Here is a 25306-nt window from a genome sequence, read left to right as displayed (position 1 = left end):
TGATTTCTCATCAATGCTTGTGAAGAACCCCCGCCGGCCGACGGGGGTTCTTCTTCAAGCTTCCAGCTTCAAGCTCTATTTCCAGAAATCGCGAATCGAGGCGATGCCCTGGGCGCCCACGGCACGGGCGTGATTGGCGTCGAAGCGGGTCATGCCACCCAGCGCGAAGACCGGCATGGCGGCGCGCTCGACCAGCTGCTGGAAGTCGTGCCAGCCCATGGGCGCCACTTCCGGGTGCGACGGCGTGGTGCGCAGCGGCGAGAGGGTCACGAAGTCGCAGCCCAGGCGGGCGGCCTGGGCCAGCTGGGCGCGATCGTGGGTGGAGGCGGAAAGCCACTTGCCCTCGGCGATGGGGCGGCGCTCCAGCGACATCAACCGCTCGCTGGTGAGATGAATGCCGTCGGCGTCGAGGCGCTCCAGCAGTTGCGGCTCGGCGTTGAGCAGCAGACGCGCCCCGAAACGGCGACACAGCGCCAGCGCCTGTTCGGCGCGCCCCAGATAGGCCGCCTCGCCCAGGATCTTGGCCCTCAACTGCACCAGGCGCACCCCATCCTCGACCAGCGCCCGCTCCAGTCGCTCGAGGAAGAGCCCCTCGTCGTCCTCCTCGGCGGTGATCAGGTATTCGGTGGGCAGCATCACCGCCCGCAGGATCGGCAGGTTGGCCGCCGGGAACGGGTAGTTGACCAGCTCCGCCATGGGCACCCAGCGCACCGCCTGCCCCTCGCGACCGAAGGGTTCGCCGGAGAACTCATGCACCTGCCATACGTCCAGCAGGATGTGCTTGTCGGAGTACTCGTGGTGGATGCGTATCAGCGGTTGGGCGCGCTGGATCTCCACCCCCAACTCCTCGTGCAGCTCGCGCTTGAGCCCCTCGAGCCCGGTTTCGTAGGGCGCCAGCTTGCCGCCAGGAAACTCCCACAGGCCGCCATGATCGACGTTGGACGGCCGACGGGCGAGCAATACCTCCCGCCCGTCGGCACTGATGATGGCGGCGGCCGCCACATGCACCCTTCTCTTCACCATTGCGTTCATTCACCCTTCCAACTGGTTCGCGCGGGCCGGGGCACTGCGCGGAGTCTCTGTCTGGCTATTGGCCGCCATCGCCGCCCGTCAGCTGCGATAGTCGGCGTTGATGCTCACATACTCGTGGGAGAGGTCGGAGGTCCACACCGTGGCCGCCTCCTCGCCGCGTCCCAGGTCGATGCGGATGACGATCTCCTCCCGCGCCATCACGGCACTGCCCGCCTCCTCGGTATAGCCGCCGGCACGGCCGCCGTTCTCCACCAGCCGCACCTCGCCCAGGTCGATGGTCACCCGCGACACGTCGAAGTCGGTGACCGGGGCACGCCCCACCGCGGCGAGGATGCGCCCCCAGTTGGCGTCTGAGGCATAGAGGGCGGTCTTGACCAGTGGCGAATGGGCCACGGTGAAGGCCACGTCCAGGGCCTCCCGGCGGCTAGTCGCCGAACTGACCTGCAGGGTGACGAACTTGGTTGCCCCTTCGCCGTCGCGGATGATCGCCTGAGCCAGTTCGGTCATCACCCGCTGCAGGCCATTGCGGAACACCGCAATCTGCTCCTCGCTGGCCACGGCGGCCCCCCGTCCGGTGGCGATCAGCATGCAAGCATCGTTGGTGGAGGTGTCGCCATCCACGGTGATGCAGTTGAAGGAGCGATCCACGGTCTCGCGCAGCAACGACTCCAGCAGCGGCTGCTCGATGGCGGCGTCGGTGGCCACGAAGGCGAGCATGGTGGCCATGTTGGGCTGGATCATCCCCGACCCCTTGCTGATGCCGTTGATGGTCACGCGGCTGTCGCCCAGTGCCAGGGTCACGCTGGCGCCCTTGGCGCGGGTATCGGTGGTCAGGATGCCCTCACCCGCCGCGCGCCAGGCCGCGCCTCCCTCATCGAGCGCCTCGAGCGCGCCCGGTAGACCGCCGAGCAGCCGCTCCATCGGCAGCGGCTCGCCGATCACCCCGGTGGAGAACGGCAGCACGCGCTCCGCGACCACGTTCCCCAGCTGCGCCAGCTCGGCGCAGCTGGCGCGGGCATCGCGCAGGCCGGTCTCGCCGGTGCCGGCGTTGGCGTTGCCGGTATTGATCACCAGATAGCGCGGCCCTTCATCGCGTGCGACACAGGCCGCCAGATGTTCCCTGGCCACGGTCACCGGGGCGGCACAGAAGGCGTTGCGGGTGAAGGAGCCTGCGACCCTGGCCCCTTCGGGAATCTCGATCACCACCAGGTCACGACGGCCGGGCTTCTTGATGCCCGCCATGGTCGTTCCCAGGCGCAGGCCCTCGATCGCCGGCATCGCCGGGAAACGCGCTTCCCCCACTGCCATGGTCTTCTCTCCTGTCTGGAATCCGCTTCGAGCTTCGAGCTTCGAGCTTCGAGCTTCGAGCTTCGAGCTTCGAGCTTCGAGCTTCGAGCTTCGAGCTTCGAGCTTCGAGCTTCGAGCTTCGAGCTTCGAGCTTCGAGCTTCGAGCTTCGAGCAGCATGGTGTCCTCTGACTCGAGTCTCGCAACACTTGGCCCGTGGCCCGTGGCCCGTGGCCCGTCAGCTCAGCTTGCCGCAGCACTGCTTGTACTTCTTTCCCGAACCGCAGGGACAGGGGTCGTTGCGGCCGACCTTGGGCCCTGCCCGGCGCAGCGGCCGGCCATCGGCACCCGGCGGCACGGCGGCACCTGCACCCGCTTCGCTGCCGGCGACCTCGGGTGCATCGTGACGGCTGTCGGCGGACGCCTTCTCCCGCTCCAGGGCCGCACGGCGCTGGCGTTCCAGTTCCTCGACCTCCTCGGGACGACGCACCTTCACATGGCTGAGAATACGCGTCACGTCGGCCTTGATGTTGGTCAGCAGGGACTGGAACAGCTCGAAGGACTCGCGCTTGTACTCCTGCTTGGGGTTCTTCTGTGCATAGCCCCGCAGGTGGATGCCCCGCCGCAGGTGATCCATCGACTGCAGGTGCTCCTTCCAGCGGGTATCGAGCACCTGCAGCATGACCTGCTTCTCGAAGCGCCGCATCAGCTCGACACCGGCCTCCTCGACCTTGCCCTGGTAGGCGTCGCGGTGCATGGTCTGGAGTCGCTCGCGCAGCTGTTCCTCGTGGAAGCGCTCGTCCTTCTCGGACCACTCGACCACCGGCGCCTCGAGATTGAACTCGCTGCGCAGATGCGCCTCGAGTCCCGGCAGGTCCCACTGTTCGGGCAGGCTCTGCGGTGGCACGAACTCGCTGATGGCGAGATCCAGCACCTCCTCGCGGATACCGCTGACGGCGTCGGAGACATCGTCGGAGGCGAGGATCTCGTTGCGCTGTTCGTAGATCACCCGACGCTGGTCGTTGGCCACGTCATCGTACTCGAGCAGCTGCTTGCGGATGTCGAAGTTGCGGCTCTCGACCTTCTTCTGGGCCCGCTCCACGGCATTGGAGACCATCTTGTGCTCGATCGCCTCGCCATGCTCGAGTCCCAGGGCCTTCATCATGCGCTGTACTCGGTCGGAGCCGAACAGACGCATCAGGTTGTCTTCGAGTGACAGGAAGAAGCGTGTGGAGCCCGGGTCGCCCTGACGGCCGGAACGGCCACGCAGCTGGTTGTCGATGCGCCGCGACTCGTGACGCTCGGAACCGACCACGTGCAGGCCACCGGCGGCCAGCACCGCCTCGTGTCGCGCCTGCCACTCGGCCTTGAGCGTCTCGATCTGCTCCTTGCTCGGGTTCTCCAGCCTGGCCGCCTCGGCCTCCCAGTTGCCGCCGAGCACGATATCGGTACCGCGGCCGGCCATGTTGGTGGCGATGGTGATGGCCCCGGGGCGACCCGCCTGGGCGATGATCTCCGCCTCACTCTGGTGTTGCTTGGCGTTGAGCACGTTGAACGCGAGTCCCGCCTGCTTCATCAGGCCGGCCAGGTATTCCGAGGTCTCGATCGAGGCGGTACCCACCAGCACCGGGCGTCCGGCCTCCGTTTGCACCCTGACGTCCTCGATGATCGCCTCGAACTTCTCCTCGGCACTGAGGTAGACCAGATCGTTGAGGTCCTGGCGCACCAGCGGTCGGTTGGTGGGGATCACCACGACGTCCAGGCCGTAGATCTGGCGGAACTCGAAGGCCTCGGTATCGGCGGTGCCGGTCATGCCGGCCAGCTTGTCGTAGAGCCGGAAGTAGTTCTGGAAGGTGGTGGAGGCGAGTGTCTGACTCTCGCGCTGCACGGCCACGCCCTCCTTGGCCTCCACCGCCTGGTGCAGACCCTCGGACCAGCGCCGGCCCGGCATGGTGCGGCCGGTGTGCTCGTCGACGATCACCACCTGGCCATCCTTGACGATGTAGTCGACGTCACGGTGGTAGAGATGACGCGCCCGCAGCGCCGAATGCATGTGCTGCAGCAGGTTGAGGTTCTGGGCCGCATAGAGGGAGTCCTCGGCGCCGAGCAGTCCTTCGGCCCGCATCAGCTCCTCGATATTGTTGTGCCCCTCCTCGGTGACCTCCACCTGTTTCTGCTTCTCGTCGAGCAGGAAGTCACCGCTGGGCGGCGCATCCGGATCCTCCGAGACCTCGCCCTTGACCAGGTTCAACGCCAGGCGGTCGACCACCTGGTAGAGCTCGGTGTTCTCGTCCACCGCTCCGGAGATGATCAGTGGCGTGCGCGCCTCGTCGATCAGGATCGAGTCCACCTCGTCGACGATGGCGTAATGGAGCTCCCGCTGCACCTTGTCCTCGAGAGAGAAGGCCATGTTGTCGCGCAGATAGTCGAAGCCGAACTCGTTATTGGTGCCGTAGGTGATGTCGCAGGCGTAGACGGCACGCTTCTCTTCGGCGGTCTGGCCGGCGTAGATCGTGCCCACCGACAACCCCAGGAACTCGTAGAGCGGACGCATCCACTCGGCGTCGCGACGGGCCAGGTAGTCGTTGACCGTGACCACGTGCACACCCCGGGCCGGCAGGGCATTGAGATAGACGGCCAGGGTCGCCACCAGGGTCTTGCCCTCGCCGGTCTTCATCTCGGCGATGCGGCCGCGATGCAGGGTCATGCCGCCGATCATCTGCACATCGAAGTGGCGCATGCCCATCACCCGCTTGCTCGCCTCGCGCACCACGGCGAAGGCTTCGGTCAGCAGGTCGTCGAGGCTCTCGCCGGCCTCCAGGCGCTGACGGAACTCGTCGGTACGCGCCTTGAGTGCTGCATCGTCCAGCGCTTCGAATTCCGGCTCCAGCGCGGTGATCTGCGCGACCTGCCGGGACATGCGCTTGACTTCGCGGTCGTTCTTCGAGCCGACGACCTTGCGTAACAGGGAATTGATCATGAAGGGTCCAATAATCTGCGTGTGGCATCGTGCCGGCCCCCGCAGCGGCCGGCCATTCAATCGGGTTTCAGCTTGCCCACGCAGCGGGCGGGCCTCGGCGCGTCAGGACGTCATGGCCGGCGGTGAGGCGACGCGGGACCGGCGATATACGGTGCCTCCCGCCGCGAGGCAGCGGCGGGAGGCGACCGGCGCCAGAGGGCCAGCGCGTCAGGGCGCGGCGAGCCTTGAGCCGCGAGCTGGCGCGGATCAGGGCCGGCGCCAGGATGCTGATCTGAGCGATCCGCTCGACGTGACGCAGGCTCTCGACCTGCGCCAACCCGGCCGGCAGCAGGCAACCCACCAGCAGGCCGGCCAGCCACCAGCGGGCCGGGCGGCGCACCACCGCGGGGCGGCGGCCGCGGGCGGCGTGGCGAGGGGTGGACTGGACGGAGGGCATGCTGTCGACGAACTCCCGAGCGTGCTAGGCTCTCGCTGTTGACCGGTCGCCGCCCCAGTGGTGCGGCCGGATACGGAGAATCAGGGGAAGATCCCGAGAAACAAGCCCATGAGTATAAAGGTTAAGCGCCCCAGAGCACAGCCCATGTCCCGGCTACTGGACGGCAGTGGCGAACTCGGCTCGCTGATGCGCACGGCACGCCTGATCGAGCGCGCCCAGCGCCATCTGCGCGACCACCTGCCCGGGAAGGTCCGCGACCACCTCCATGTGGGCGGCTATCGCGAGGGGCGCCTCACCCTGATCACCGACCGTGCCGTCTGGTTGACCTGGCTGCGCTACGAGCAGCGCCGCCTGCTGGCACTGTTGCATCAGTTGCCCGGCTTCGAGGCGGTGACCGGCTTCCAGTTCAAGGTACGCCCGGTGCGACCGGCCAGCGCACCGCTTCGCCAGGTCCGCCAGCTCCCCGCCCGCGCCGCCGACGAGCTCTCCAGTTGCGCCGCCGACGTCGAGAACCCGCGCCTCAAGCGCGCGCTGGAGCGCCTGGCCTCCCACGCCGAGAAACCCTGATCCGGACGTCGACGACCACCGGAACACGACGACGCCGCCACCCGATCGGGTGGCGGCGCCCTGTCTTGCCTGGCTGCGGGGACAGCGAACGCGGATCAGGCCATGGCCGGTGCCGAGTAGGAGATCGGGGCGATCTCGGCCTCGTCCTCGAAGGTAACCAGCTCATAGGCATCGGGCTGGGCCAGTAGCGCCCGGCAGAGATGATTGTTGAGGGCGTGGCCCGACTTGATACCGCGGAACTCGCCGATCAGGCTATAGCCCAGCTGGTAGAGGTCGCCGATGGCGTCGAGCACCTTGTGCTTGACGAACTCGTCGTCGTAGCGCAGGCCGCCTTCGTTCACGATGCGGTAGTCGTCGACCACGATGGCGTTGTCGAGGCTGCCGCCCAGCGCGAGGTTGTTGGAGCGCAGGTACTCGAGGTCGCGCATGAAGCCGAAGGTGCGCGCCCGGGAGACCTCCTTGACGAAGGAGGTGGTGGAGAAGTCGACCATGGCGGTCTGCTTCTGGTCCTCGAAGACCGGGTGGTCGAAGTCGATGGCGAAGGAGACCTTGAACCCCCGGTGGGGCAGGAAGATCGCCTCCTTGTCATCCTCGCGCACCGCGATCTCGCGTTTGATGCGGATGAACTTCTTGGGCGCGTTCTGCTCGGCGATGCCCGCCGACTGGATCAGGAAGACGAAGGGACCGGCACTGCCGTCCATGATCGGCACCTCGGGGGCACTGACGTCCACGTAGGCATTATCGATGCCGAGGCCGGCCAGCGCCGACATCAGGTGTTCGACGGTGGCGACCTTGGCGCCTCCCGCGGAGAGGGCGGTGCACAGGGTGGTATCGGTGACGTTCTCGGCACGGGCCGGAATTCGCACCTCGGGGTCCAGGTCGGTGCGCACGAATACGACGCCGGTATCGACCGGAGCCGGCCGCAGGGTCAGGTAGACCTTCTTGCCGGAGTGCAGGCCGACGCCGGTGGCGCGGATGACATTCTTCAGGGTACGTTGTCTGATCATGGGCAGTGGCCAGGCAGTTGTTGATTATCAAACACCGTTCACTATAACACCGAACGAGTGTTTCAACAAAAAAACATCACCCGACCCTGCCGATGCCGTCGATAGCGCACCTCAATCGGCCTGACGACGCAGGAAGGCCGGAATGTCGAGGTAATCATCGAGCTCCTGAGACTTGCGCTTCTCGGGGCGGGGCTTGGCGGCCTCCTCGGGTTCGGCCACCCTGGCGGTGGCCTGCTGGCGCATCGCCGCCGGCTGCTGGCGCTGGCGATAGTCACCCCCCTCGGCACGCCGCACGGTCTCGCGGGCCGGAGCGGCCTTCTGCTGCTGCCGACCTTCGAGGCCCGCGGCCACCACGGTGACCCGCAGCTCGTCGGTCATCTCCATGTCGATGGAGGTACCGACCACGATGGTGGCGTCCTGGGAGGCGAACTCCTGCACGGTGGCCCCCACGTCGTTGAACTCGCCGATGGAGAGGTCCGGGCCGGCGGTGATGTTGACCAGGATACCGCGGGCGCCGTGGAGGTCGATGTCCTCGAGTAGCGGGCTCCTGATCGCCTTCTCGGCAGCCTCGCGGGCACGGTTCTCGCCGGTGGCGCCACCGGTGCCCATCATCGCCATGCCCATCTCGGACATCACGGTGCGCACGTCGGCGAAATCGACGTTGATGATTCCCGGGCTGGTGATCAGCTCGGCGATGCCCTGCACCGCGCCGAGCAGCACGTCGTTGGCGGCACTGAAGGCGGTGAGAAGGCTGGCGCTCTTGCCCAGCACCGAGAGCAGCTTCTCGTTGGGGATGGTGATCAGGGAGTCGACATGCTCGGAGAGCTCCTTCATGCCCTCCTCGGCGGCGCGCATGCGCTTGGGGCCCTCGAAGGGAAAGGGGCGGGTCACCACGGCCACGGTCAGGATACCGAGTTCCTTGGCCACCTGGGCCACCACCGGGGCCCCACCGGTGCCGGTACCGCCGCCCATTCCGGCGGTGATGAATACCATGTCGGCACCGCCAAGCAGTTCGGCGATGCGCTCTCGGTCCTCCATGGCGGCCTGGCGGCCGACATCGGGGTTGGCCCCGGCGCCGAGCCCCTTGGTGATCTCGCTGCCGAGCTGGAGTACGGTCTTGGCCGCGACCCGCTTCAGGGCCTGGGCGTCGGTGTTGGCGCAGATGAACTCCACGCCCTCGATGTTGCTCTCGACCATGTGGTTCACGGCATTGCCGCCACCACCGCCGACACCGATCACCTTGATGACCGCACTGCTTGAGGGTGCGCTATCTACCAGTTCGAACATATGCCCCGTCTCCTGGACCGCGTCGGCGGCCCTGTCAGAAATTTCCTTTCAACCAGCCCTTCAGCCTTTCCAGCGCCGGAATCCCTTCCTTGAATCCCCGTCGGGAGGCGTCTTCACGCCTCGGCTGCACCGGGATCACGCCACCTTGTGTCTGTCGACTCAGCCCCTGCCGGGCCTCCCGCAAAGCGTAATGTAGCAAACCGACCCCGGTCGAATAAATCGGGTTGCGCACCACGTCGGCAAGCCCCCGCACGTTCTGAGGGCAGGCGATACGCACCGGCATGTGGAAGATTTCTTCCGCCAGTTCCACCACACCCTCCATGCGCGAGGTACCACCGGTCAGCACCACGCCGGCCGCCACCAGGTCCTCGTAGCCGCTGCGCCGCAGCTCGTCACGAATCAGCGTGAAGAGCTCCTCGTAGCGCGGCTCGACCACCTCGGCCAGGGACTGGCGGGAGAGATCCCGCGCCGGACGATCGCCGACACTCGGCACCTTGATCATCTCGTCGCTGGCCGCCAGTTGGGTCAAGGCGCAGGCATACTTGACCTTGATCTCTTCGGCATATTGGGTCGGCGTACGCAGCGCCATGGCGATGTCGTTGGTGACCTGGTCGCCGGCGATGGGGATCACCGACGTGTGGCGGATGGCGCCCTCGGTGAAGACCGCGATATCCGTGGTACCGCCGCCGATATCGACCATGCAGACGCCCAGTTCACGCTCATCCTCGGTGAGTACCGCATGGCTCGAGGCCAGTTGCTCGAGGATGATGGCATCGACCTCCAGGCCGCAGCGCCTCACGCACTTCTCGATGTTCTGGACCGCATTGAGGGCGGCCGTGACCAGATGCACGCGCGCCTCGAGCCGCACCCCCGACATGCCCAGCGGCTCGCGGATGCCGCCCTGGGTGTCGATGGAGAACTCCTGGGGCAGTACGTGCAGCACCCGCTGGCCTTCGGAAATCGCGCGGGCGCGGGCCGAGTCGATGACACGGTCGATATCGGAGGGTGTCACCTCGCGCTCCTTGATCGCCACCACGCCATCGGAATTCATTGAGCTGATATGGCTGCCGGCCACCCCGACATAGACGGAATGGATATCGCAGCCGGCCATCAGCTCGGCCTCCTCCACGGCACGCTGGATCGACTGCACCGTGGACTCGATGTTGATCACCACGCCCTTCTTCATGCCCCGGGAGGGGTGTGAGCCGATACCGGCGATCTCGATTCCGCCATCATCGGTGGGTTGGCCGACGATCGCCACGACCTTGGACGTTCCGATATCCAGCCCGACTACCATATTGGACGCATTGGATGGACCTGCCATGAGTCGGGGAGTCTCCTCGTACCTGGCCCACAAATAAGAGGGCGTTTAATCCTGAAAAACAAGTCTGGAGCAATTATAGGAACAACTCGGGTTGATCCACCAGCCCATTACGAAAATCAAACTTCACGATACGGCGATTTTGCCGTAAAAGAAACACCTTGCTCCCTTGCGGCGCGCGCATCCTCGGGAAAAAAGATCTCAACTCCCCTCGTCTTCGCTCTCCCCGACAGGCTCGGTTTCTCCATGCCAGGCCACGGCGACACCATTGGGATATCGCAGGTCGATGTAGCGGATATGCGACGCCTGGGAACCGAGCTGTCGCTGCCAGGCGGCAGCCAGACGCGCCAGACGCGCCTCGCGATCGTTGCGCCCCAGCATCACCCAGACCCCATCGTCGAGCTGGAAACGCCAGGCCCCTCGCGGTTCGAGGCGCAGTTGGGTCATCTCGAGTTCCAGGTCGGTGAAGCGCGACGCCAGGCGCCGATGGTAGGCGAGTACCTCGGCCCCACTGCCCGCCGGACCCGCCAGATCGGGCAAGTCGCCGGGCGGCGACACCGGCCCGAAGGCGAAGGGCTCTCCCTCGGGATTAAGCAGGTAGTCGTCGTTCCAGCGCGCCACCGGCACCTGTTCGATGAGCTCGAAGGTCAAGGCATTGGGCCATTCGCGACTGACGCGGACCTCGGCCAGCCAGTCGATCGCCAGGGCACGATCACGCAGATCACCGAGGCTTACCGAGAGCCAGGTCTGGCCCTGGATCAGCGGCGCCAGTTCGCTGCGTAGGTAGTCGGCACTGACATGGTGGAGTTCACCGCGGATCGAGACCCGTTCGATGGGACGGTCGAGCCACAGCCACAACGCACGACCGCCGGCGCCGAGCAGCAGCACCAGCAGCATCACGCCGACCATCCCACCCCGGCGGGTCATGCCCGGTCGCACCCTGCACTGGCGAGAATGCGCAGTACCAGCGCCTCGAAGTCGATGCCGGCATGGGCCGCCGCCTGAGGCACCAGGCTGTGGTCGGTCATTCCCGGCGAGGTGTTGACCTCGATCAGCCAGAAACGCCCCTCGCCGTCGCGCATCACGTCGACCCGTCCCCAGCCCTTGCCGCCGATCGCCTCGAAGGCCTCGCGGCAGAGCCCGGCGAGTTCGTCCTCCTCCTCGCGGGAGAGGCCACAGGGCAGGTGGTAGAGGGTATCGTTGGAGAGGTACTTGGCGTCGTAGTCGTAGAAGCCGCCGGGGACCTCGACGCGGATCGCCGGCAACACCTCGCCGTCGAGCAGCGATACCGTGTATTCGTCGCCCTGCACGAAGCGTTCGGCCATCACCCGGGCGTCGAAGCGCGCCGCTTCCCGATAGGCCGCCTCCAGCGCCGCGGGGCCGTCGACGATGCTGATGCCCAGCGTCGAGCCTTCGTGCACCGGCTTGACGATCAATGGCAGGCCGAGCTGCTCGACCACCGCCGCCCAGTCGGCCTCGGGACCGAGCATCACCGACGCCGGGGTGGGCAGACCCAGCGCCTGCCAGACCAGCTTGGTGCGTTGCTTGTCCATGCCCAGAGCCGAGGCCAGCACGCCGCTACCGGTGTAGGGAATGCCGAGCAGTTCCAGCGCCCCCTGCAGGGTACCGTCCTCGCCGCCGCGGCCGTGCAGGGCGATAAAGACCCTGTCGGGCTTCAAGGCTGCGAGCCCCACCAGCCCCCCCTCGGCGGGATCATAGCCGGTGGCATCTACCCCGGCGTGCTGCAGGGCCGCCAGCACCGCGGCACCGCTCTTCAGCGACACCTCACGCTCGGCGGAATCGCCGCCGTAGAGCACCACCACGCGCCCCGGATCGCTGCTGCCCGCCCTCATAGCTCGACCTCATCGAAATTCAGCTGCTTCTCGGCCAGGCGCAGGGCGATGCCACCCACGTCGCCCGCCCCCTGGGTGATCAGGATATCGCCGGGACGCAGCACCCTGGCCAGCAGGCCGGGCAACTCGCCCTTCTCCTGGACGAAGATCGGGTCGACCTCGCCGCGCTGGCGGATCGACCCGGCCAGGGTGCGCCCGTCGGCACCGGGAATCGATGCCTCGCCGGCGCTGTAGACATCCAGCAGCAGCAGGATATCGACCTCCGCCAGCACGCGCACGAAGTCCTCGTAGAGGTCACGGGTACGCGAATAGCGGTGGGGCTGGTAGACCATCACCAGGCGCCGCTCGGGCCAGCCGGCCCGCACCGCCCGGATCACCATCTCCACCTCGCGGGGGTGGTGGCCGTAGTCGTCGACCAGCATCACCTCGCCGCCGCCTTCCGGCGCCGGGAAGTGGCCGTGGACCTGGAAGCGCCGCCCGACGCCGGCGAATCCGGCCAGCCCTCCCAGGATGGCCTCGTCGGCGACCCCGGCGTCGGTGGCCACCACGATCGCCGCCATGGCATTGAGGGCATTGTGGCGCCCGGGCATGGCCAGCCGCACCGTGAGAGGAGCCAGGCCACCGGGCCGGCGAGCGATGAAATGCACCTCACCGGCGCGCTGTTCGAAGTCCTCGATGCGGTAGTCGGCATCCTCGCTGAAGCCGTAGGTGACGAACTGGCGATGCACCCGGTCGAGCAGGCCGCGCACATTGGCGTCGTCGATGCAGAGCACGGCGAGGCCATAGAACGGCAGGTTGTGCAGGAACTCGATGAAGGTGCCCTTGAGCTTCTCGAAGTCGCCGCCGTAGGTGGCCATGTGATCGGCATCGATATTGGTGACGATCGAGACCATCGGCTGCAGGTGCAGGAAGGAGGCGTCGGACTCGTCGGCCTCGGCGACCAGGTAGTCGCCCGCCCCCAGCCGCGCATTGGTACCGGCGCTGGTCAGTCGGCCGCCGATGACGAAGGTGGGGTCGAGCCCGCCTTCGCCGAGCAGAGTGGCGGTCAGGCTCGTCGTGGTGGTCTTGCCGTGGGTGCCGGCCACGGCAATGCCGTGGCGAAAGCGCATCAGCTCGGCGAGCATCTCGGCGCGCCTGACCACCGGCACCCGGTGGTCGTGGGCCCAGCGAATCTCGGGATTGGCCTCGTCCACCGCGGAGGAGACCACCACCACGTCGGCGCCGGCGACATTGTCGGCGCCATGGCCGATGGCCACGTGGATGCCGCAGTGGCGCAGTCGCACCACCACCGGCGAGGCGTTCAGGTCGCTACCGCTGACGTGGTACCCCTCATTGGCCAGCACCTCGGCGATGCCGCACATGCCGGCACCGCCGATGCCGACGAAATGGATGTGCCGAATACGGCGCATTCCCAATCCCCGGCCGTGGCTCGGGGGGACGGACGGGCCGGCTACCGGCCCGGGTGTGCTATCGCTCAAAACCTGTCTCCATGCAGCCGGCCACCAGGCGCTCGACGGCGTCGAGGTGCGCACAGGCTCGCGCGTGCGCGCCCATGGTGGCAAGGGTCTCGGGGTTCAGCAACGTCGCCAGGCACTCGGCCAGCGACGACGCCGTCAGTTCGGACTGGGGCAGCAGCTCGGCGGCCCCGTGGGTTACCAATGCCCGGGCGTTGGCGGTCTGGTGGTCGTCCACCGCATAGGGAAAGGGAACGAAGAGCGCCGGCTTGGCCGCCGCTGCCAGTTCGGCCACGGTGAGCGCCCCGGCGCGGCAGACCACCAGGTCGGCCCAGTCGTAGGCCCCGGCCATGTCGTCGATGAAGGCCGTGACCTCGGCCTCCACACCGCAAGCGGCATAGGCCTCCCGGGTCGCCGCCTCCTTGTCGCGACCGGCCTGATGGCGCACCGCGGGACGACGCGCCGCGGGCAGGGTGGACAGCGCCTCGGGCAGGGTGTCGTTGAGTGCCCGGGCCCCCAACGAACCGCCCACCACCAGCAGGCGCAAGGGCCTGTCCATCATCTCGCCGGCACGCCTCGGCCGCTCGCCCAGCGCGGCGATCTCGTCGCGCACCGGGTTGCCAATCACCTCACCGCGTCCGAGGAAGGCCTGGGGAAAGGCGGCGTAGACGCGCCGGGCCAGTCGCGCCAGGGCCTTGTTGGTCAGGCCGGCTACCGCGTTCTGCTCATGGATCACCAACGGCCGGCGCGATAGCCAGGCCGCGAGCCCACCGGGCCCGCTGGCGAACCCTCCCAGGCCCACCACCAGCTGGGGGTCATAGGCGCGGATGATGCGCCAGGCCTGCCAGATGGCCCGGGTCAGGTTGAACGGCGCGAGCAGCCAGCCGGCGGCGCCGTTGCCCCGCAGGCCCGCCACCGCGATGCGGTGCAGGGGAATGCCGGCCTCGGGGACCAGGCGATTCTCGATCCCCCGCGGGCTGCCCAGCCACTCGACCTCGATCCCCTCGGCCGCTAACCCCCGGGCCAGCGACAGGGCCGGAATCACATGGCCACCAGTGCCCCCGGCCATGATCAGGGCACGACGCCCCGGACGCTTGCTCACTGGACCGCTCCTCGCTGGTCGAGACGGGATTTGCGGTGCGGGCCGGGCCCCTCTCGCGGCGCGGTCGGTTTCGACCGGCGCGCCGCCTGGCGGGTCTCGATGTCGGCCCGCAGCAACAGCGCCATCATCACGGCGCTGACCAGCAGGCTCGAACCGCCATAGCTGAGCAGCGGCAGGGTCAACCCCTTGGTGGGCAGCATGCCGGTGCTCACCGCGATGTTGATGAAGGCCTGGGCGCCGATCACCAGGGCGATGCCATAGCTCAGGTAGGCGGCGAAGGGCAGCCTGGCCAGCTCGGCACGCCGGCCTACTGCCATGGCGCGCCAGATCAGCAGGGCAAAGAGCCCGACCACACCGATGGCGCCGAACAGGCCGAGCTCCTCGGCCAGCACGGCGAAGACGAAGTCGGTATGGGCCTCGGGCAAGTAGAAGAGCTTCTGCACGCTGTTGCCGAGCCCCATGCCCAGCCAGTGGCCTCGCCCGAAGGCGATCAGGGCCTGGGTCAACTGGTAGCCGCTGGCGAACTGGTCCGCCCAGGGGTCGGCGAAGCTGGTCAGGCGAGCCAGGCGATAGGGTTCGGCAATCGCCACGTAGAAGCCCGCCACCCCCACCAGGCCCAGCAGCAACACGAAACGCCCCCAGGGCGCCCCGGCCAGCAACAGCATGCCCATCACGCAACCGGTCATCACCACCACGGCACCGTAATCGGGCTCGAGGATCAGCAGCAAGGCGACCAGCGCCATCACCAGTAGCGGGCGCAGGAAGGCCCCCCACTGCTGCCTCACCTGGGGCAGGAAACGCTCCAGGTAACCGGCCATGTAGACGATCAGGCAGAGCTTGGCGACCTCCGAGGCCTGCAGGTTGAAGGGCACCCCGGGAAGCGACAGCCAGCGCTTGCTGCCGTTGATCTCGCGCCCCACCAGCAGCACCAGCACCAGCAGGGCGATCCCCACCAGCAGCAGCAGCGGGCCGTTGGCCTTCCACCACAGCAGCGGCACCCGCAGCACCAGCGCCGCGGCCAGCAGCGCCAGCAGCAGGAAGGCACCGTGACGGATACTGAAGTAGTAGGCGTTGCCGGTCAGGCTCGAGGCGACCCCGGTGGACGCCGAGGTGACCATCACCCAGCCGATCAGCATCAGCGACAGGGCCGCCAACAGCAACCAGCCATCGAAGGGCTGGTCGTGGGTGGAGAGGCGCTCGCGCCAGCGGGCCAGGCGTTTCATCGCCCACTCCCCGCCAGGCGCTGTACCCAGCGACGGAACGCTTCGCCCCGCTCCTGATAGTCGGCGAACTGATCGAGGCTGGCACAGGCCGGCGAGAGCAGCACGCAGTCGCCGGGTTCGGCGAGTTCGGCGCTTCGCGCCACGGCGGCTTCCAGGTTCTCCACCCGGATCACCGGCACTCGGCCGCGCAGCGCTCGCGCCAGGTGCTCGGCGTCCCGTCCGAAGAGGACCGCCGCGCGGCCGTAGCGGGCCAAAGGCTCGGCCAGCGGCCGGAAGTCGGCGCCCTTGCCCACCCCGCCGGCGAGTAGCACGAGCCGCCCCTCGAGGGTCGGGCCAAGCCCCGCAATGGCGGCCAGGGTGGCCCCCACATTGGTGCCCTTGGAGTCGTTGATCCAGCGCACCCCGCGGACCTCGGCCACCAGTTCGCCGCGGTGCGGCAGACCGGGGAAGCGGCGCAGCACGCGGCACATGGCGTCGACCGGCAGCGCGAGGTGGCGACCCACGGCCAGCGCCGCCAGGGCATTGGCCTGGTTATGGCGCCCCGGCAGGCACACCTCGCCGGCGGGCATCAGCGGCTCGTCGCCGCGCATCAGCCAGTCGCGCCCCTCACGGCGGCCGATGCCCCAGTCGCCGGCCTCGGGGGCGCGGGTGGTGAAGCGATCCTGCGCCGGCAGACGGGTCTCGGGCCAGGTCATGGGATCCTCGGCGTTGATCACCCCATGGCGAGCGCCACGAAAGATCCTGAGCTTGGCGGCACGGTAGCCGACCATGTCGCGGTGGCGGTCGAGGTGATCCTCGGAAAGGTTCAGGAAGACGGCGCTCTCGGCCCCGAGCCACGGTGTGAGCTCGAGCTGGAAGCTCGAGAGCTCGAGCACGTAGCAATCGGCGTGGGGCGCGTCGTGGAGCAGGTCCAGGGCCGGGATCCCCAGGTTGCCCCCCACCGCCACCCGGCGGCCGGCTTCCCGGGCCATCTCGCCGATCAGGGTGGTGACGGTGGACTTGGCATTCGAGCCGGTGATAGCGACGATCGGCGTGCGACAGGCGCGCACGAAGAGCGCGATCTCGCCCACCAGCAGCGGCTCGCCGGTGGCCTCGCGGGTACGCTCAGCGAGCTCGGCCAGTCCCGGGGTACGCGGATCGACCCCCGGGCTGAGCACCACCTCCTCGGCCGCGGAGAGGTCGAGGGCACTCAGCGGCCCGCAGTGGATCTCGACCCCCGGATGGGCGGCACGAAAGTCATCCAGCCCGGGCGGCGACGCCCGGGTGTCGGCGACCATGAAGGGCGTGCCCTGACGCGCCAGATGGCGACAGATGGCGCGACCCGAGATCCCGAGCCCGACCACCAGCGTGACTCCCTTCGGCACCTTGACCATGGTTGGCTCCTGCGTAAGGCGTTGACGATCACCCCCCGCGGGGCACTGCGAATCCGTTCAGCGAACCTTCAGCGTGGCCAGGCCGATCAGCACCAGGACCACGGTGATGATCCAGAAGCGCACGATGACCCGCGGCTCCGGCCAGCCCTTGAGCTCGTAGTGGTGATGCAGTGGCGCCATGCGGAAGATCCGCCGCCCGGTGAGCTTGTAGGAGCCCACCTGGAGGATCACCGAGACGGTCTCCATGACGAAGATACCGCCCATGATGAACAGCACTATCTCCTGACGCACGATCACCGCCACCACGCCCAGCGCCGCGCCCAGGGCGAGTGCCCCGACGTCGCCCATGAACACCTGGGCCGGGTAGGTGTTGAACCACAGGAACCCCAGCCCGGCCCCGGCGATGGTGGCGCAGAACACCGCCAGCTCGCCGGCACCGGCGATGTTGGGGATCTGCAGGTAATTGGCGAACACCGCGTTGCCGCTGGCGTAGGCGAAGACCGCCAGCCCCATGGCCACCAGCACGGTGGGCATGATCGCCAACCCGTCGAGGCCGTCGGTGAGGTTGACCGCGTTGGAGCTACCGACGATCACCAGGTAGGTGAGCACCAGATAGAACACCCCGAGCGGCAGCACGATGTCCTTGAACAGCGGCACGATCAGGCTGGTCTCCGCCGGCTCGACCGCGGTGACGTAGAGCACGGCGGCGGCCGCCAGGCCGATCACCGACTGCCAGAAGTACTTCCAGCGTGCCGGCAGGCCGCGCGGGTTCTTCTCCACCACCTTGCGGTAGTCGTCGACCCAGCCGATGGCCCCGAAGCCCAGGGTCACCGCCAGCACGATCCACACATAGTGGTTGGCGAGGTCCCCCCACAGCAGGGTGCTGACGGCGATGGCCATCAGGATCATCGCGCCCCCCATGGTCGGGGTGCCGGCCTTGGAGAGGTGCGACTGGGGGCCGTCGTCACGCACCGCCTGGCCGATCTGGCGCTCCACCAGGCGGCGGATCATTACCGGCCCGAGCCACAGGCAGAGCACCAGGGCGGTGAGGGTCCCCAGGATCATGCGCAGGGTCAGATAGTTGAAGACATTGAAGGCGCTGAAGAATTGCGCCAGTAGATTGGCCAGATAAAGCAGCATGTATCGCGTTCACCTTGATGCATCCGCGCGCAGTGCGGCAACCACCCTTTCCATGCCGGCACTGCGCGACCCCTTGACCAGCACGCTGGCCCCTGGCGGCAGATGGTTGAGGACGTGGCGCGTCAGCGCCTCCCGATCGTCGAAGTGGCACCCACCCTCGCCGAAGGCGTGGCTCGCCGGCCGCGCCGCTTCGCCGTAGGTGCCGAGGAAGTCGATCCCCAGTTCCCGCGCATGGCGTCCGATCTCGGCGTGCAGCCGGTCGGACGCCTCCCCCAGTTCGCCCATGGCGCCCAGCAGGCACCAGCGCGGCCCGGGCAGCGCCACCAGCAGCTCGAGCGCCGCCCTCACCGCGCCGGGGTTGGCATTATACGTATCATCCAGCAGTCGTGTGGCGTTGATCCCCTCCATCACGGAGAGCCGCCCGGGCATCGGCGCCACCGCGGCGAGGCCGACGAGCACATCGGCCTCGTCGAGGCCCATGGCCAGCGCGGCCGCGGCCGCGGCCAGGGCGTTCGCCACGTTGTGGCGCCCCAGCAGGGCGAGCTGCACGCGGCCGAGGTCACGCCCATCCACGACAAGCGTGAAAGCATAGCGCCCGAGAGCGTCGCAGGCCAGCGCGGAGGCCGTGACCCGGGCCCGCCCCTCCAGGCCGAAGTCGAGCACCTCCCTGGGCGCGGCCAGCCGCGCCCAGGTGGCAAAATAGGCGTCGTCGCGATTGAGCACCGCCACCCCATCGGCAGCGAGCCCGACGAGGATCTCCGCCTTGGCCTGGGCGATGCGGCCGGTACCGCCGAACTCGCCCACATGGGCGCCGGTGACATTGGTGATCACCGCCACCCGTGGCTCGGCCAGCACCGCGGTCCAGGCGATCTCGCCGAGGTGGTTGGCCCCCAGCTCCACCACCGCCTGGCGATGACCGTGCGCGAGTTCTAGCAGGGTCAGCGGGGCACCGATGTCGTTATTGAGATTGCCGCGGGTCGCCAGCGTCGGCCCGCGGCGGGACAGCAGCGCCGCGAGCAGCTCCTTCACCGTGGTCTTGCCGCTGTTGCCGGTCACCGCCACCAGCGGGCCACCCCAGGCACGACGCCGTGCCCGGCCGAGCAGCCCCAGGGCCAGCCGGGTGTCCGCCACCACCAGCTGCGGCAGCGGGTCATTCACCGATCGCTCCACCTCTCTCTCGACCACGGCCGCCACGGCGCCGCCCTCCCGGGCCTGGTCGAGGAAGTCGTGGGCATCGAAGCGCTCGCCCTTGAGCGCCACGAAGAGGCAACCGCGCACCAGCCGACGGGTATCGGTGACGATGGCAGTGATCGCGAGGTCCTCGGCCGGTGCCGGCAGCCCCAGGGCGTCCGCCACCGCGGCCAGGGTAGACAGGCCGGCCTGGCTCATGGCACTCCCTCCTCGCCAGCCTGCCCCGCGCGGGCCACCAGGGCCCGCTCGGCCGCGTCGAGGTCGGAGAAGGGGTGACGCACCCCCGTGATCTCCTGGTAGGTCTCGTGCCCCTTGCCGGCGATCAGCACCACGTCGTCGGCACCGGCCTCGGCCAGCACGCGGGCGATCGCCTCGGCTCGCCCCCCCAGCTCCCAGGCGCGTGTGCGCGCCGCATCCGACAGTCCGGCGAGCATCTGGCCGCGGATCGTCGCGGGCTCCTCGCCGCGCGGATTGTCGTCGGTGACCACCAGGCGATCGGCATGGCGCTCGGCGGCGGCCGCCATCAGCGGGCGCTTGCCGGCGTCGCGATCGCCGCCGCAGCCGAACAGGCACCACAGCCGGCCGTCGCCCGGCAGGTGCGCCGCCAGTGCCGCGAGGGCGCTCTCCAGGGCATCCGGGGTATGGGCGTAATCGATCACCACCGTGGGGGCACCCGGACGGACGAGCGCCTGCATGCGCCCCGGCACCGGTGTCAGCTCGCCGGCGGCGGCGAACAACGCCTCCAGCTCGTGGCCGAGTCCGTAGAGTGCCGCGATGGCGAGCAGGACGTTGTCGAGGTTGAAGCGCCCCAGCAGCGGCAGCTCGAGAATCCGCTCGCCCTCCGGCGTGGCGACCAGCGCCCGCTGTCCGGCGTCGTGGGGCTGCCAGTCCACGACCCTCAGGGTCACCGCCTCGTCCTCGCCGATGGCCAGCACCCGGACGCCGGTGCCAAGGCCCGCCAGCATCAGCCGGGCCAGCGGGTCGCCGGCATTGACCACGGCGAGTTCGAGCTCGGGCCGGCGGAAGAGCCGTGCCTTGGCCGCGGCATAGGCGGCCATGCTGCCGTGGTAGTCGAGATGGTCGCGGGTCAGGTTGGTGAAGAGCGCCGCGGTGATCCGGCAGCCCTCCAGGCGCCCCTGCTCCAGGGCATGGGAGGAGACCTCCATGGCCACGCGCCGGACCCCGCTCGCGGCGAGTTCGCCGAGCGACGCCTGCAGGGCCAGCGGCCCCGGCGTGGTCAGGGCGCCCTCGCGCAGCGCGCCAGGACGGCCGTGGCCCAGGGTGCCCACCAGGCCGGTATCGACACCGAGGGCCCGGCTCAGCTCGGCCAGGTAATGGGTCACCGAGCTCTTGCCATTGGTACCGGTCACGCCGACCAGCTCCAGGTCGGCGGGCACGACGAAGAGCTCGCGCCCCAGCTCGCCGAGGCGACCGCGCAGCCCATCGAGCGACACCACCCGCGGGTCGGCCGGCACGGCCGGCGGCTCACCGGCCTCCCGATGGGCGAGCACCAGGGCGGCGCCGGCCTCGAGGGCCGCGGCGACGAAGTCGCGGCCATCGCTCGCCACACCGGGCACGGCGACGAAGACATCGCCGGTGGCCAGGCCACGGCTGTCCATGGACAGGCGGAGCGGACGCTCGCCCAGCCGGGGCAGCTCGACCCCGGGCCACCCCTGCCTCAGGGTCGCGACCAACCGCGCTGCATTCACCTGCATGAACTTCCCCTCCCCTCGCTCGGATACATGGTCGACCTCAGCGGGCCCGCTGGTCGGGCGGCACGTCGAGCAGCCGCAGGGCGGCGCCGGTGACCCGCGAGAACACCGGCGCCGCCACGGCGCCACCGTAGTACTCCTCGCCCCGGGGGTGATCGATCATCACCACGGTGACGATGCGCGGATCCGACACCGGCGCGATGCCCGCGAACAGGCTGCGATAGACGTTCTGCTGGTAACCACTGGCCGCGGTCTTGCGCACCGTGCCGGACTTGCCGGCCACGCGATAACCGGGAACGCCGGCACGACGACCGCCGGTACCCGGCTGAACCGACTCCTCCATGATCCCCAGCAGGTCGTGGGCCACGTCGGGCTCGATCGCCGACAGGCCCGATGGCGGCGTCGACAGCTTGAGCAGCGAGGGGGGCATCCTGACGCCGCCGCTGGCGATGGCGGTATAGGCGCTGGCCAGTTGCAAGGCCGAAACGGAGAGACCATAGCCGTAGGAGATCGCCGCCCACTGGCTGCGCGACCAGCGGACCGGCGCCGGCAGGCTGCCGGTGGACTCGCCGGGGAAGCCGGTCTCCGGACTCTGGCCGAAGCCGAGCCGCCGATAGAGCTCCGGCACCACGGGGTCATCGAGCTCGAGCACCAGCTTCGACATGCCGATGTTGGAGGACTTCTCGAGGATCCCGGCCAGGGTCAGTTCGCCGTAGTTGCGGATGTCGCGGATGGTGAAGCGGTCGATGCGCATCCAGCCGGGCGAGGTGTCGACGACGGTGTCACGATCGAACCGGCCACTCTCCATGATCGCCGCCATGGCCAGGGGCTTCATCACCGAACCCGGCTCGAAGACGTCGACGATGGCCTGGTTGCGCAACCCCCTGGGGTCGAGGCCGGCACGGTTGTTGGGATTGTAGGAGGGCTGGTTGGCCATGGCCAGCACCTCGCCGCTGCGAGCATCCATCATCACCACCACGCCGCCATCGGCCTCATGCTCGGCCACCGCGGCCTTGAGCTCACGATAGGCCATGTACTGCAGGCGCTGATCGATCGAGAGGGTGAGGTCGCCGCCGGGGCGTGCCTCGCGCAGCAACTGCAGGTCGCGCACCAGGCGACCACGCCGGTCCTTGAGCACCCGCCGCTGCCCGGGGGTCCCGGCGAGATGCGGCTGGTAGGCGAGCTCGAGGCCCTCCTGGCCGGCATCGTCGACGTTGGTCACCCCCAGCAACTGGGCGGTGACCTCGCCAGCCGGGTAGTAGCGCTTGTACTCGTTCTGGGCATAGACGCCGGGAATCCGCAGGCCCAGTACCCGCTGGGCCGCCTCCGGCGTCATCTGGCGGCGCAGGTACATGAACTCGCGTTCGCTGAAACGCGCCAGGCGCGCCTCGAGGCTATCGAGATCGGTCTCCAGGGCGCGGGCCAGCATCAGCCGCTGGATACTGTCCGCGGGCAGCTCCTGGGGGTTGGCCCAGAGCGTCACCACCGGCGTGGAGATGGCCAGTGGCTCGCCGTTACGGTCGGTGATCATGCCGCGGTGGGCAGGAATGGTGTCGGTGCGCAGGGTACGGGCATCGCCCTGCCCCAGCAGGAAGGGACGATCGACCACGTGCAGGGTGACGATGCGCCCCCCCAGCAGGCCGAGACCGACCACCACCAGCAGCAGCACCAGGCCGTAACGCAGCCCGCCCAGCGGGGCCATGGGCGGCGGCCGGCGCGGCGTCACGCCGCTGCGTACCTCGGTGCTCATGGGCGGATCACCTCGACCTCGTCGATGTCGGGCAGACGCATCTCCAGACGCTCCACGGCGAGGCGCTCGATGCGGGCCGGCGACGACCAGGCGCTCTCCTCGAGCAGCAGCTGGCCCCACTCGGTCTGCAACTGGTTCTGCTCACGCTCGAGCTGCTGCAAACGGCCATACTGCTCGCGGGTCAGGTGGCTGGCGGTGATCACCGCCAGGGCGCTGACCAGACAGGCCACCACCAGCAGGATAACGGCCAGCAGCAGGCCCGACCCGAGCCTCAGCCGGCCGAACGCGGATGCCGTCGCGGGTCGTCCCTGGACCATGACGCCTCCTCAGTGCCGCTTGCGTGCCACGCGCATCACCGCACTGCGGGCACGGGGGTTGTCCTCGACCTCGGCGGCCGTCGGGCGCTGCGCCTTGCCCAGGGCCTCCAGGCGCCGCTCGAGCTGGTCGTCGCGGACCGGCACGCCGCGCGGCAGATGGGTATCGCCACGCACATGATGGCGAATGAAGCGCTTGACCCGGCGATCCTCCAGCGAGTGGAAGCTGATCACCACCAGGTGGCCGCCCGGGGCGAGCGCCTCGAGCGCCGCCTCCAGCGCCGCATCGAGCTGCTCGAGCTCGCCGTTGACCTGGATGCGCAGCGCCTGGAAGACGCGGGTCGCGGGATGCTTGCCCTTCTCCCAGGCGGGGTGGGCGGTCTTGACCACCTCGGCGAGATCCACCGTGCGGGTGAAGGCGCGCTCGGCGCGACGCGCGACGATGGCCCGGGCCAGGCGCCGGGCGTAGCGCTCCTCGCCGTAGGTCTTGAAGACCCGGGCGATCTCGGCCTCCTTCGCCCGGGCCAGCCAGTCGGCGGCGCTCTCGCCGCGGGTCGGGTCCATGCGCATGTCCAGCGGGCCGTCGCGCAGGAAGCTGAAGCCGCGTTCGGGATCGTCTAGCTGGGGCGAAGAGACGCCGACATCGAGCAGGATACCGGCCAGCCGCCCCTGCAGGCCGTGACGGCCGGCGACCATGCCGAGGCGGGCGAACTCGTCCTGCTCGATGGTGAAGCGCGGGTCCTCGATACCGGCCGCCTCGGCGATCGCCTGGGGGTCGCGGTCGATGGCCAGCAGGCGCCCTTCCGGGGCCAGCCGACTCAGGATGGCACGAGAGTGGCCGCCGCGCCCGAAGGTACCGTCCAGATAGGCGCCACCCGGATCGTGCACCAGGGCCTCGACGGCGCCGTCGAGCAGTACGCTGGCATGGCGGAAACCGCAGGTGGCGTGTTCAGGAGCGGGTGACGGCATGCGCTTCTCGATCGGCAAGCTGGAGGGGCGGACGCGCCGCAAGGGTTCAGGAGTGGGAGTCGGCCGATAAGCCGGGTTCTGTCGTGGACAGTCATTCATCTAGGGGCCGCGTCACCACGGCCCTCGAGCAACCTACCCGAACCCGACGCGGGCCACGCCATGGGGTTCCTATTTGGTCTTGCTCCGAGTGGGGTTTACCTTGCCACGCACTGTTGCCAGGCGCGCGGTGCGCTCTTACCGCACCCTTTCACCCTTGCCGGCCTCCCGAAGGAGACGTAGGCGGTCTGCTCTCTGCTGCACTTTCCGTCGGCTCACGCCGCCCAGGCATTACCTGGCACTCTGCCCTGTGGAGCCCGGACTTTCCTCCCCTGGCCCGATCCGAGAACCGGGACCAGCGGCGACTGCCTGGCCAACTCCCGCGGCAAGCATACCAGCGCCTCGCCCCCCCCTCAATCCCCGTCCTTGAGCGCTTGCGCCCTGGCGTACCAGGTCTTCTTGCCGCCCCCCAGCACCCGGGCGGCCACCGCCGCGACCTGCTTGACCCCCACCCCCTCGGCCAGCATCGCCCCGAGCAGGGCGTCGGCGTCCACCGCGGCGGTGTCGCCGTCGTCGCGGGGCGCGGCACCGGCCACCATGATCACGAACTCGCCGCGGGCCTGGTCGGGGTCGACGGCCAGGCGCTCGAGCAGTTCGGCCGCCGTGCCGTCGAGGAAGGTCTCGAAGGTCTTGGTCAGCTCACGCGCCAGCACCAGCCGACGACCGCCCAGGCAGGCATCGAGGTCGGCCAGGGTATCGCGAATGCGATGGGGGGACTCGTAGAAGACCAGGGTCTCCTCGCGCCTCGCCAGCGCCTCCAGGCGGCTGCGACGGCCACCCCCCTTCGCCGGCAGGAAGCCACTGAACAGGAAGCGGTCGGTGGGCAGGCCCGCCGCACAGAGGGCCGCGACCAGGGCGCAGGGGCCGGGTAGCGGCACGATACGCCGGCCCCGGGCACGCAGCTCACGCACCAGCACGAACCCGGGATCGCTGATCAGCGGCGTGCCGGCATCGCTGACCAGGGCGATCGAGTCACCCGCGGCGAGCCGCGCGTCGAGCGCCTCGACCCGGGCCGCCTCGTTGTGCTCGTGCAGCGAGAGCATCGGCACCGAGAGCCCGAGGTGGCGCAGCAACCGGCCACTGTGACGGGTGTCCTCGGCGGCGATCAGCGCCACCTCCCCCAGCACCCTGGCGGCCCGGGGACTCAGGTCCTCCAGATTCCCAATCGGCGTGGCGACCACGTACAATGTGCCAATACTCGAGTCAGACATGTC

21 protein-coding genes and 1 other RNA gene are annotated in these 25306 nt (G+C 68.8%); 1 reads left to right on the top strand and 21 read right to left on the bottom strand.

Annotation, left to right across the window (positions count from 1 at the left end; genetic code table 11):
• Positions 1–75 precede the first annotated feature (75 nt).
• From AC5W54_RS02975 to AC5W54_RS02960, 4 genes are all read right to left on the bottom strand, one after another.
• Complete coding sequence (locus AC5W54_RS02975) at positions 76–1023, bottom strand: Nudix family hydrolase (protein WP_495960695.1); 948 nt, start codon at positions 1021–1023, stop codon at positions 76–78.
• An 87-nt stretch (positions 1024–1110) separates the two neighbouring features.
• Complete coding sequence (gene argJ, locus AC5W54_RS02970) at positions 1111–2340, bottom strand: bifunctional glutamate N-acetyltransferase/amino-acid acetyltransferase ArgJ (protein WP_495960574.1); 1230 nt, start codon at positions 2338–2340, stop codon at positions 1111–1113.
• Between the two features lie 215 nt (positions 2341–2555).
• Positions 2556–5297 carry a preprotein translocase subunit SecA gene (secA, locus tag AC5W54_RS02965; protein WP_495960573.1) on the bottom strand — a complete coding sequence of 914 codons (2742 nt, stop codon included), beginning with the start codon at positions 5295–5297 and terminating at the stop codon, positions 2556–2558.
• Between the two features lie 67 nt (positions 5298–5364).
• On the bottom strand, positions 5365–5733 hold the full coding sequence (locus AC5W54_RS02960) for a hypothetical protein (protein WP_495960572.1): 369 nt from the start codon (positions 5731–5733) through the stop codon (positions 5365–5367).
• Positions 5734–5841: 108 nt separating this feature from the next.
• Between AC5W54_RS02960 and AC5W54_RS02955 the strand changes: the two genes are divergently transcribed.
• Positions 5842–6300, top strand: a complete 459-nt coding sequence (locus AC5W54_RS02955; RefSeq protein ID WP_495960571.1) for a DUF721 domain-containing protein — start codon at positions 5842–5844, stop codon at positions 6298–6300.
• Between the two features lie 95 nt (positions 6301–6395).
• Here AC5W54_RS02955 and lpxC read toward each other — a convergent pair whose 3' ends face one another.
• The 17 genes from lpxC to rsmI form a co-directional block, all read right to left on the bottom strand.
• Positions 6396–7307 (bottom strand): UDP-3-O-acyl-N-acetylglucosamine deacetylase, encoded by a 912-nt coding sequence (gene lpxC / locus AC5W54_RS02950; protein WP_495960570.1) that lies wholly within the window; start codon positions 7305–7307, stop codon positions 6396–6398.
• A gap of 111 nt (positions 7308–7418) precedes the next feature.
• Positions 7419–8594 carry a cell division protein FtsZ gene (ftsZ, locus tag AC5W54_RS02945; protein ID WP_495960569.1) on the bottom strand — a complete coding sequence of 392 codons (1176 nt, stop codon included), beginning with the start codon at positions 8592–8594 and terminating at the stop codon, positions 7419–7421.
• Between the two features lie 34 nt (positions 8595–8628).
• Positions 8629–9918 carry a cell division protein FtsA gene (ftsA, locus tag AC5W54_RS02940; RefSeq protein ID WP_495960568.1) on the bottom strand — a complete coding sequence of 430 codons (1290 nt, stop codon included), beginning with the start codon at positions 9916–9918 and terminating at the stop codon, positions 8629–8631.
• A 198-nt stretch (positions 9919–10116) separates the two neighbouring features.
• On the bottom strand, positions 10117–10842 hold the full coding sequence (locus AC5W54_RS02935; RefSeq protein WP_495960567.1) for a cell division protein FtsQ/DivIB: 726 nt from the start codon (positions 10840–10842) through the stop codon (positions 10117–10119).
• A complete protein-coding gene (locus AC5W54_RS02930) occupies positions 10839–11768 on the bottom strand; it encodes a D-alanine--D-alanine ligase (protein ID WP_495960566.1) in 930 nt (309 codons plus the stop codon). The genes AC5W54_RS02935 and AC5W54_RS02930 overlap by 4 nt, the downstream gene beginning before the upstream one ends.
• Positions 11765–13177, bottom strand: coding sequence for a UDP-N-acetylmuramate--L-alanine ligase (gene murC / locus AC5W54_RS02925; RefSeq protein WP_495960565.1), 1413 nt, complete (start codon positions 13175–13177; stop codon positions 11765–11767). Before murC ends, AC5W54_RS02930 begins: the two co-directional genes overlap by 4 nt.
• Positions 13178–13235: 58 nt before the next feature.
• A complete protein-coding gene (gene murG, locus AC5W54_RS02920) occupies positions 13236–14324 on the bottom strand; it encodes an undecaprenyldiphospho-muramoylpentapeptide beta-N-acetylglucosaminyltransferase (RefSeq protein ID WP_495960564.1) in 1089 nt (362 codons plus the stop codon).
• A complete protein-coding gene (ftsW, locus tag AC5W54_RS02915; protein ID WP_495960563.1) occupies positions 14321–15547 on the bottom strand; it encodes a putative lipid II flippase FtsW in 1227 nt (408 codons plus the stop codon). The genes murG and ftsW overlap by 4 nt, the downstream gene beginning before the upstream one ends.
• Complete coding sequence (gene murD / locus AC5W54_RS02910; RefSeq protein ID WP_495960562.1) at positions 15544–16920, bottom strand: UDP-N-acetylmuramoyl-L-alanine--D-glutamate ligase; 1377 nt, start codon at positions 16918–16920, stop codon at positions 15544–15546. The genes ftsW and murD overlap by 4 nt, the downstream gene beginning before the upstream one ends.
• A gap of 57 nt (positions 16921–16977) precedes the next feature.
• Positions 16978–18060 (bottom strand): phospho-N-acetylmuramoyl-pentapeptide-transferase, encoded by a 1083-nt coding sequence (gene mraY, locus AC5W54_RS02905; RefSeq protein WP_495960561.1) that lies wholly within the window; start codon positions 18058–18060, stop codon positions 16978–16980.
• Positions 18061–18069: 9 nt separating this feature from the next.
• Positions 18070–19449 carry a UDP-N-acetylmuramoyl-tripeptide--D-alanyl-D-alanine ligase gene (locus AC5W54_RS02900; protein WP_495960560.1) on the bottom strand — a complete coding sequence of 460 codons (1380 nt, stop codon included), beginning with the start codon at positions 19447–19449 and terminating at the stop codon, positions 18070–18072.
• Positions 19446–20966, bottom strand: coding sequence for a UDP-N-acetylmuramoyl-L-alanyl-D-glutamate--2,6-diaminopimelate ligase (locus AC5W54_RS02895; protein ID WP_495960559.1), 1521 nt, complete (start codon positions 20964–20966; stop codon positions 19446–19448). The genes AC5W54_RS02900 and AC5W54_RS02895 overlap by 4 nt, the downstream gene beginning before the upstream one ends.
• A gap of 37 nt (positions 20967–21003) precedes the next feature.
• Positions 21004–22713 (bottom strand): peptidoglycan D,D-transpeptidase FtsI family protein, encoded by a 1710-nt coding sequence (locus tag AC5W54_RS02890; protein WP_495960558.1) that lies wholly within the window; start codon positions 22711–22713, stop codon positions 21004–21006.
• Positions 22710–23030: a cell division protein FtsL gene (gene ftsL, locus AC5W54_RS02885; protein WP_495960557.1), complete on the bottom strand. Its 321-nt coding sequence runs from the start codon at positions 23028–23030 to the stop codon at positions 22710–22712. Before ftsL ends, AC5W54_RS02890 begins: the two co-directional genes overlap by 4 nt.
• Positions 23031–23039: 9 nt before the next feature.
• Complete coding sequence (rsmH, locus tag AC5W54_RS02880) at positions 23040–23996, bottom strand: 16S rRNA (cytosine(1402)-N(4))-methyltransferase RsmH (RefSeq protein ID WP_495960556.1); 957 nt, start codon at positions 23994–23996, stop codon at positions 23040–23042.
• A gap of 51 nt (positions 23997–24047) precedes the next feature.
• Positions 24048–24413, bottom strand: an RNA gene (gene rnpB / locus AC5W54_RS02875) — RNase P RNA component class A.
• Positions 24414–24445: 32 nt separating this feature from the next.
• The gene (rsmI, locus tag AC5W54_RS02870) at positions 24446–25303 is read right to left on the bottom strand and encodes a 16S rRNA (cytidine(1402)-2'-O)-methyltransferase (protein WP_495960555.1); all 858 of its coding nucleotides are present in this window, start codon (positions 25301–25303) and stop codon (positions 24446–24448) included.
• Positions 25304–25306: the final 3 nt, after the last annotated feature.

It is taken from the genome of Halomonas sp. LMYGS-3, assembly GCF_059509875.1.
The sequence above is the reverse complement of the archived record's forward strand: the minus strand, read 5'-3'. Positions and strand labels throughout refer to the sequence as shown.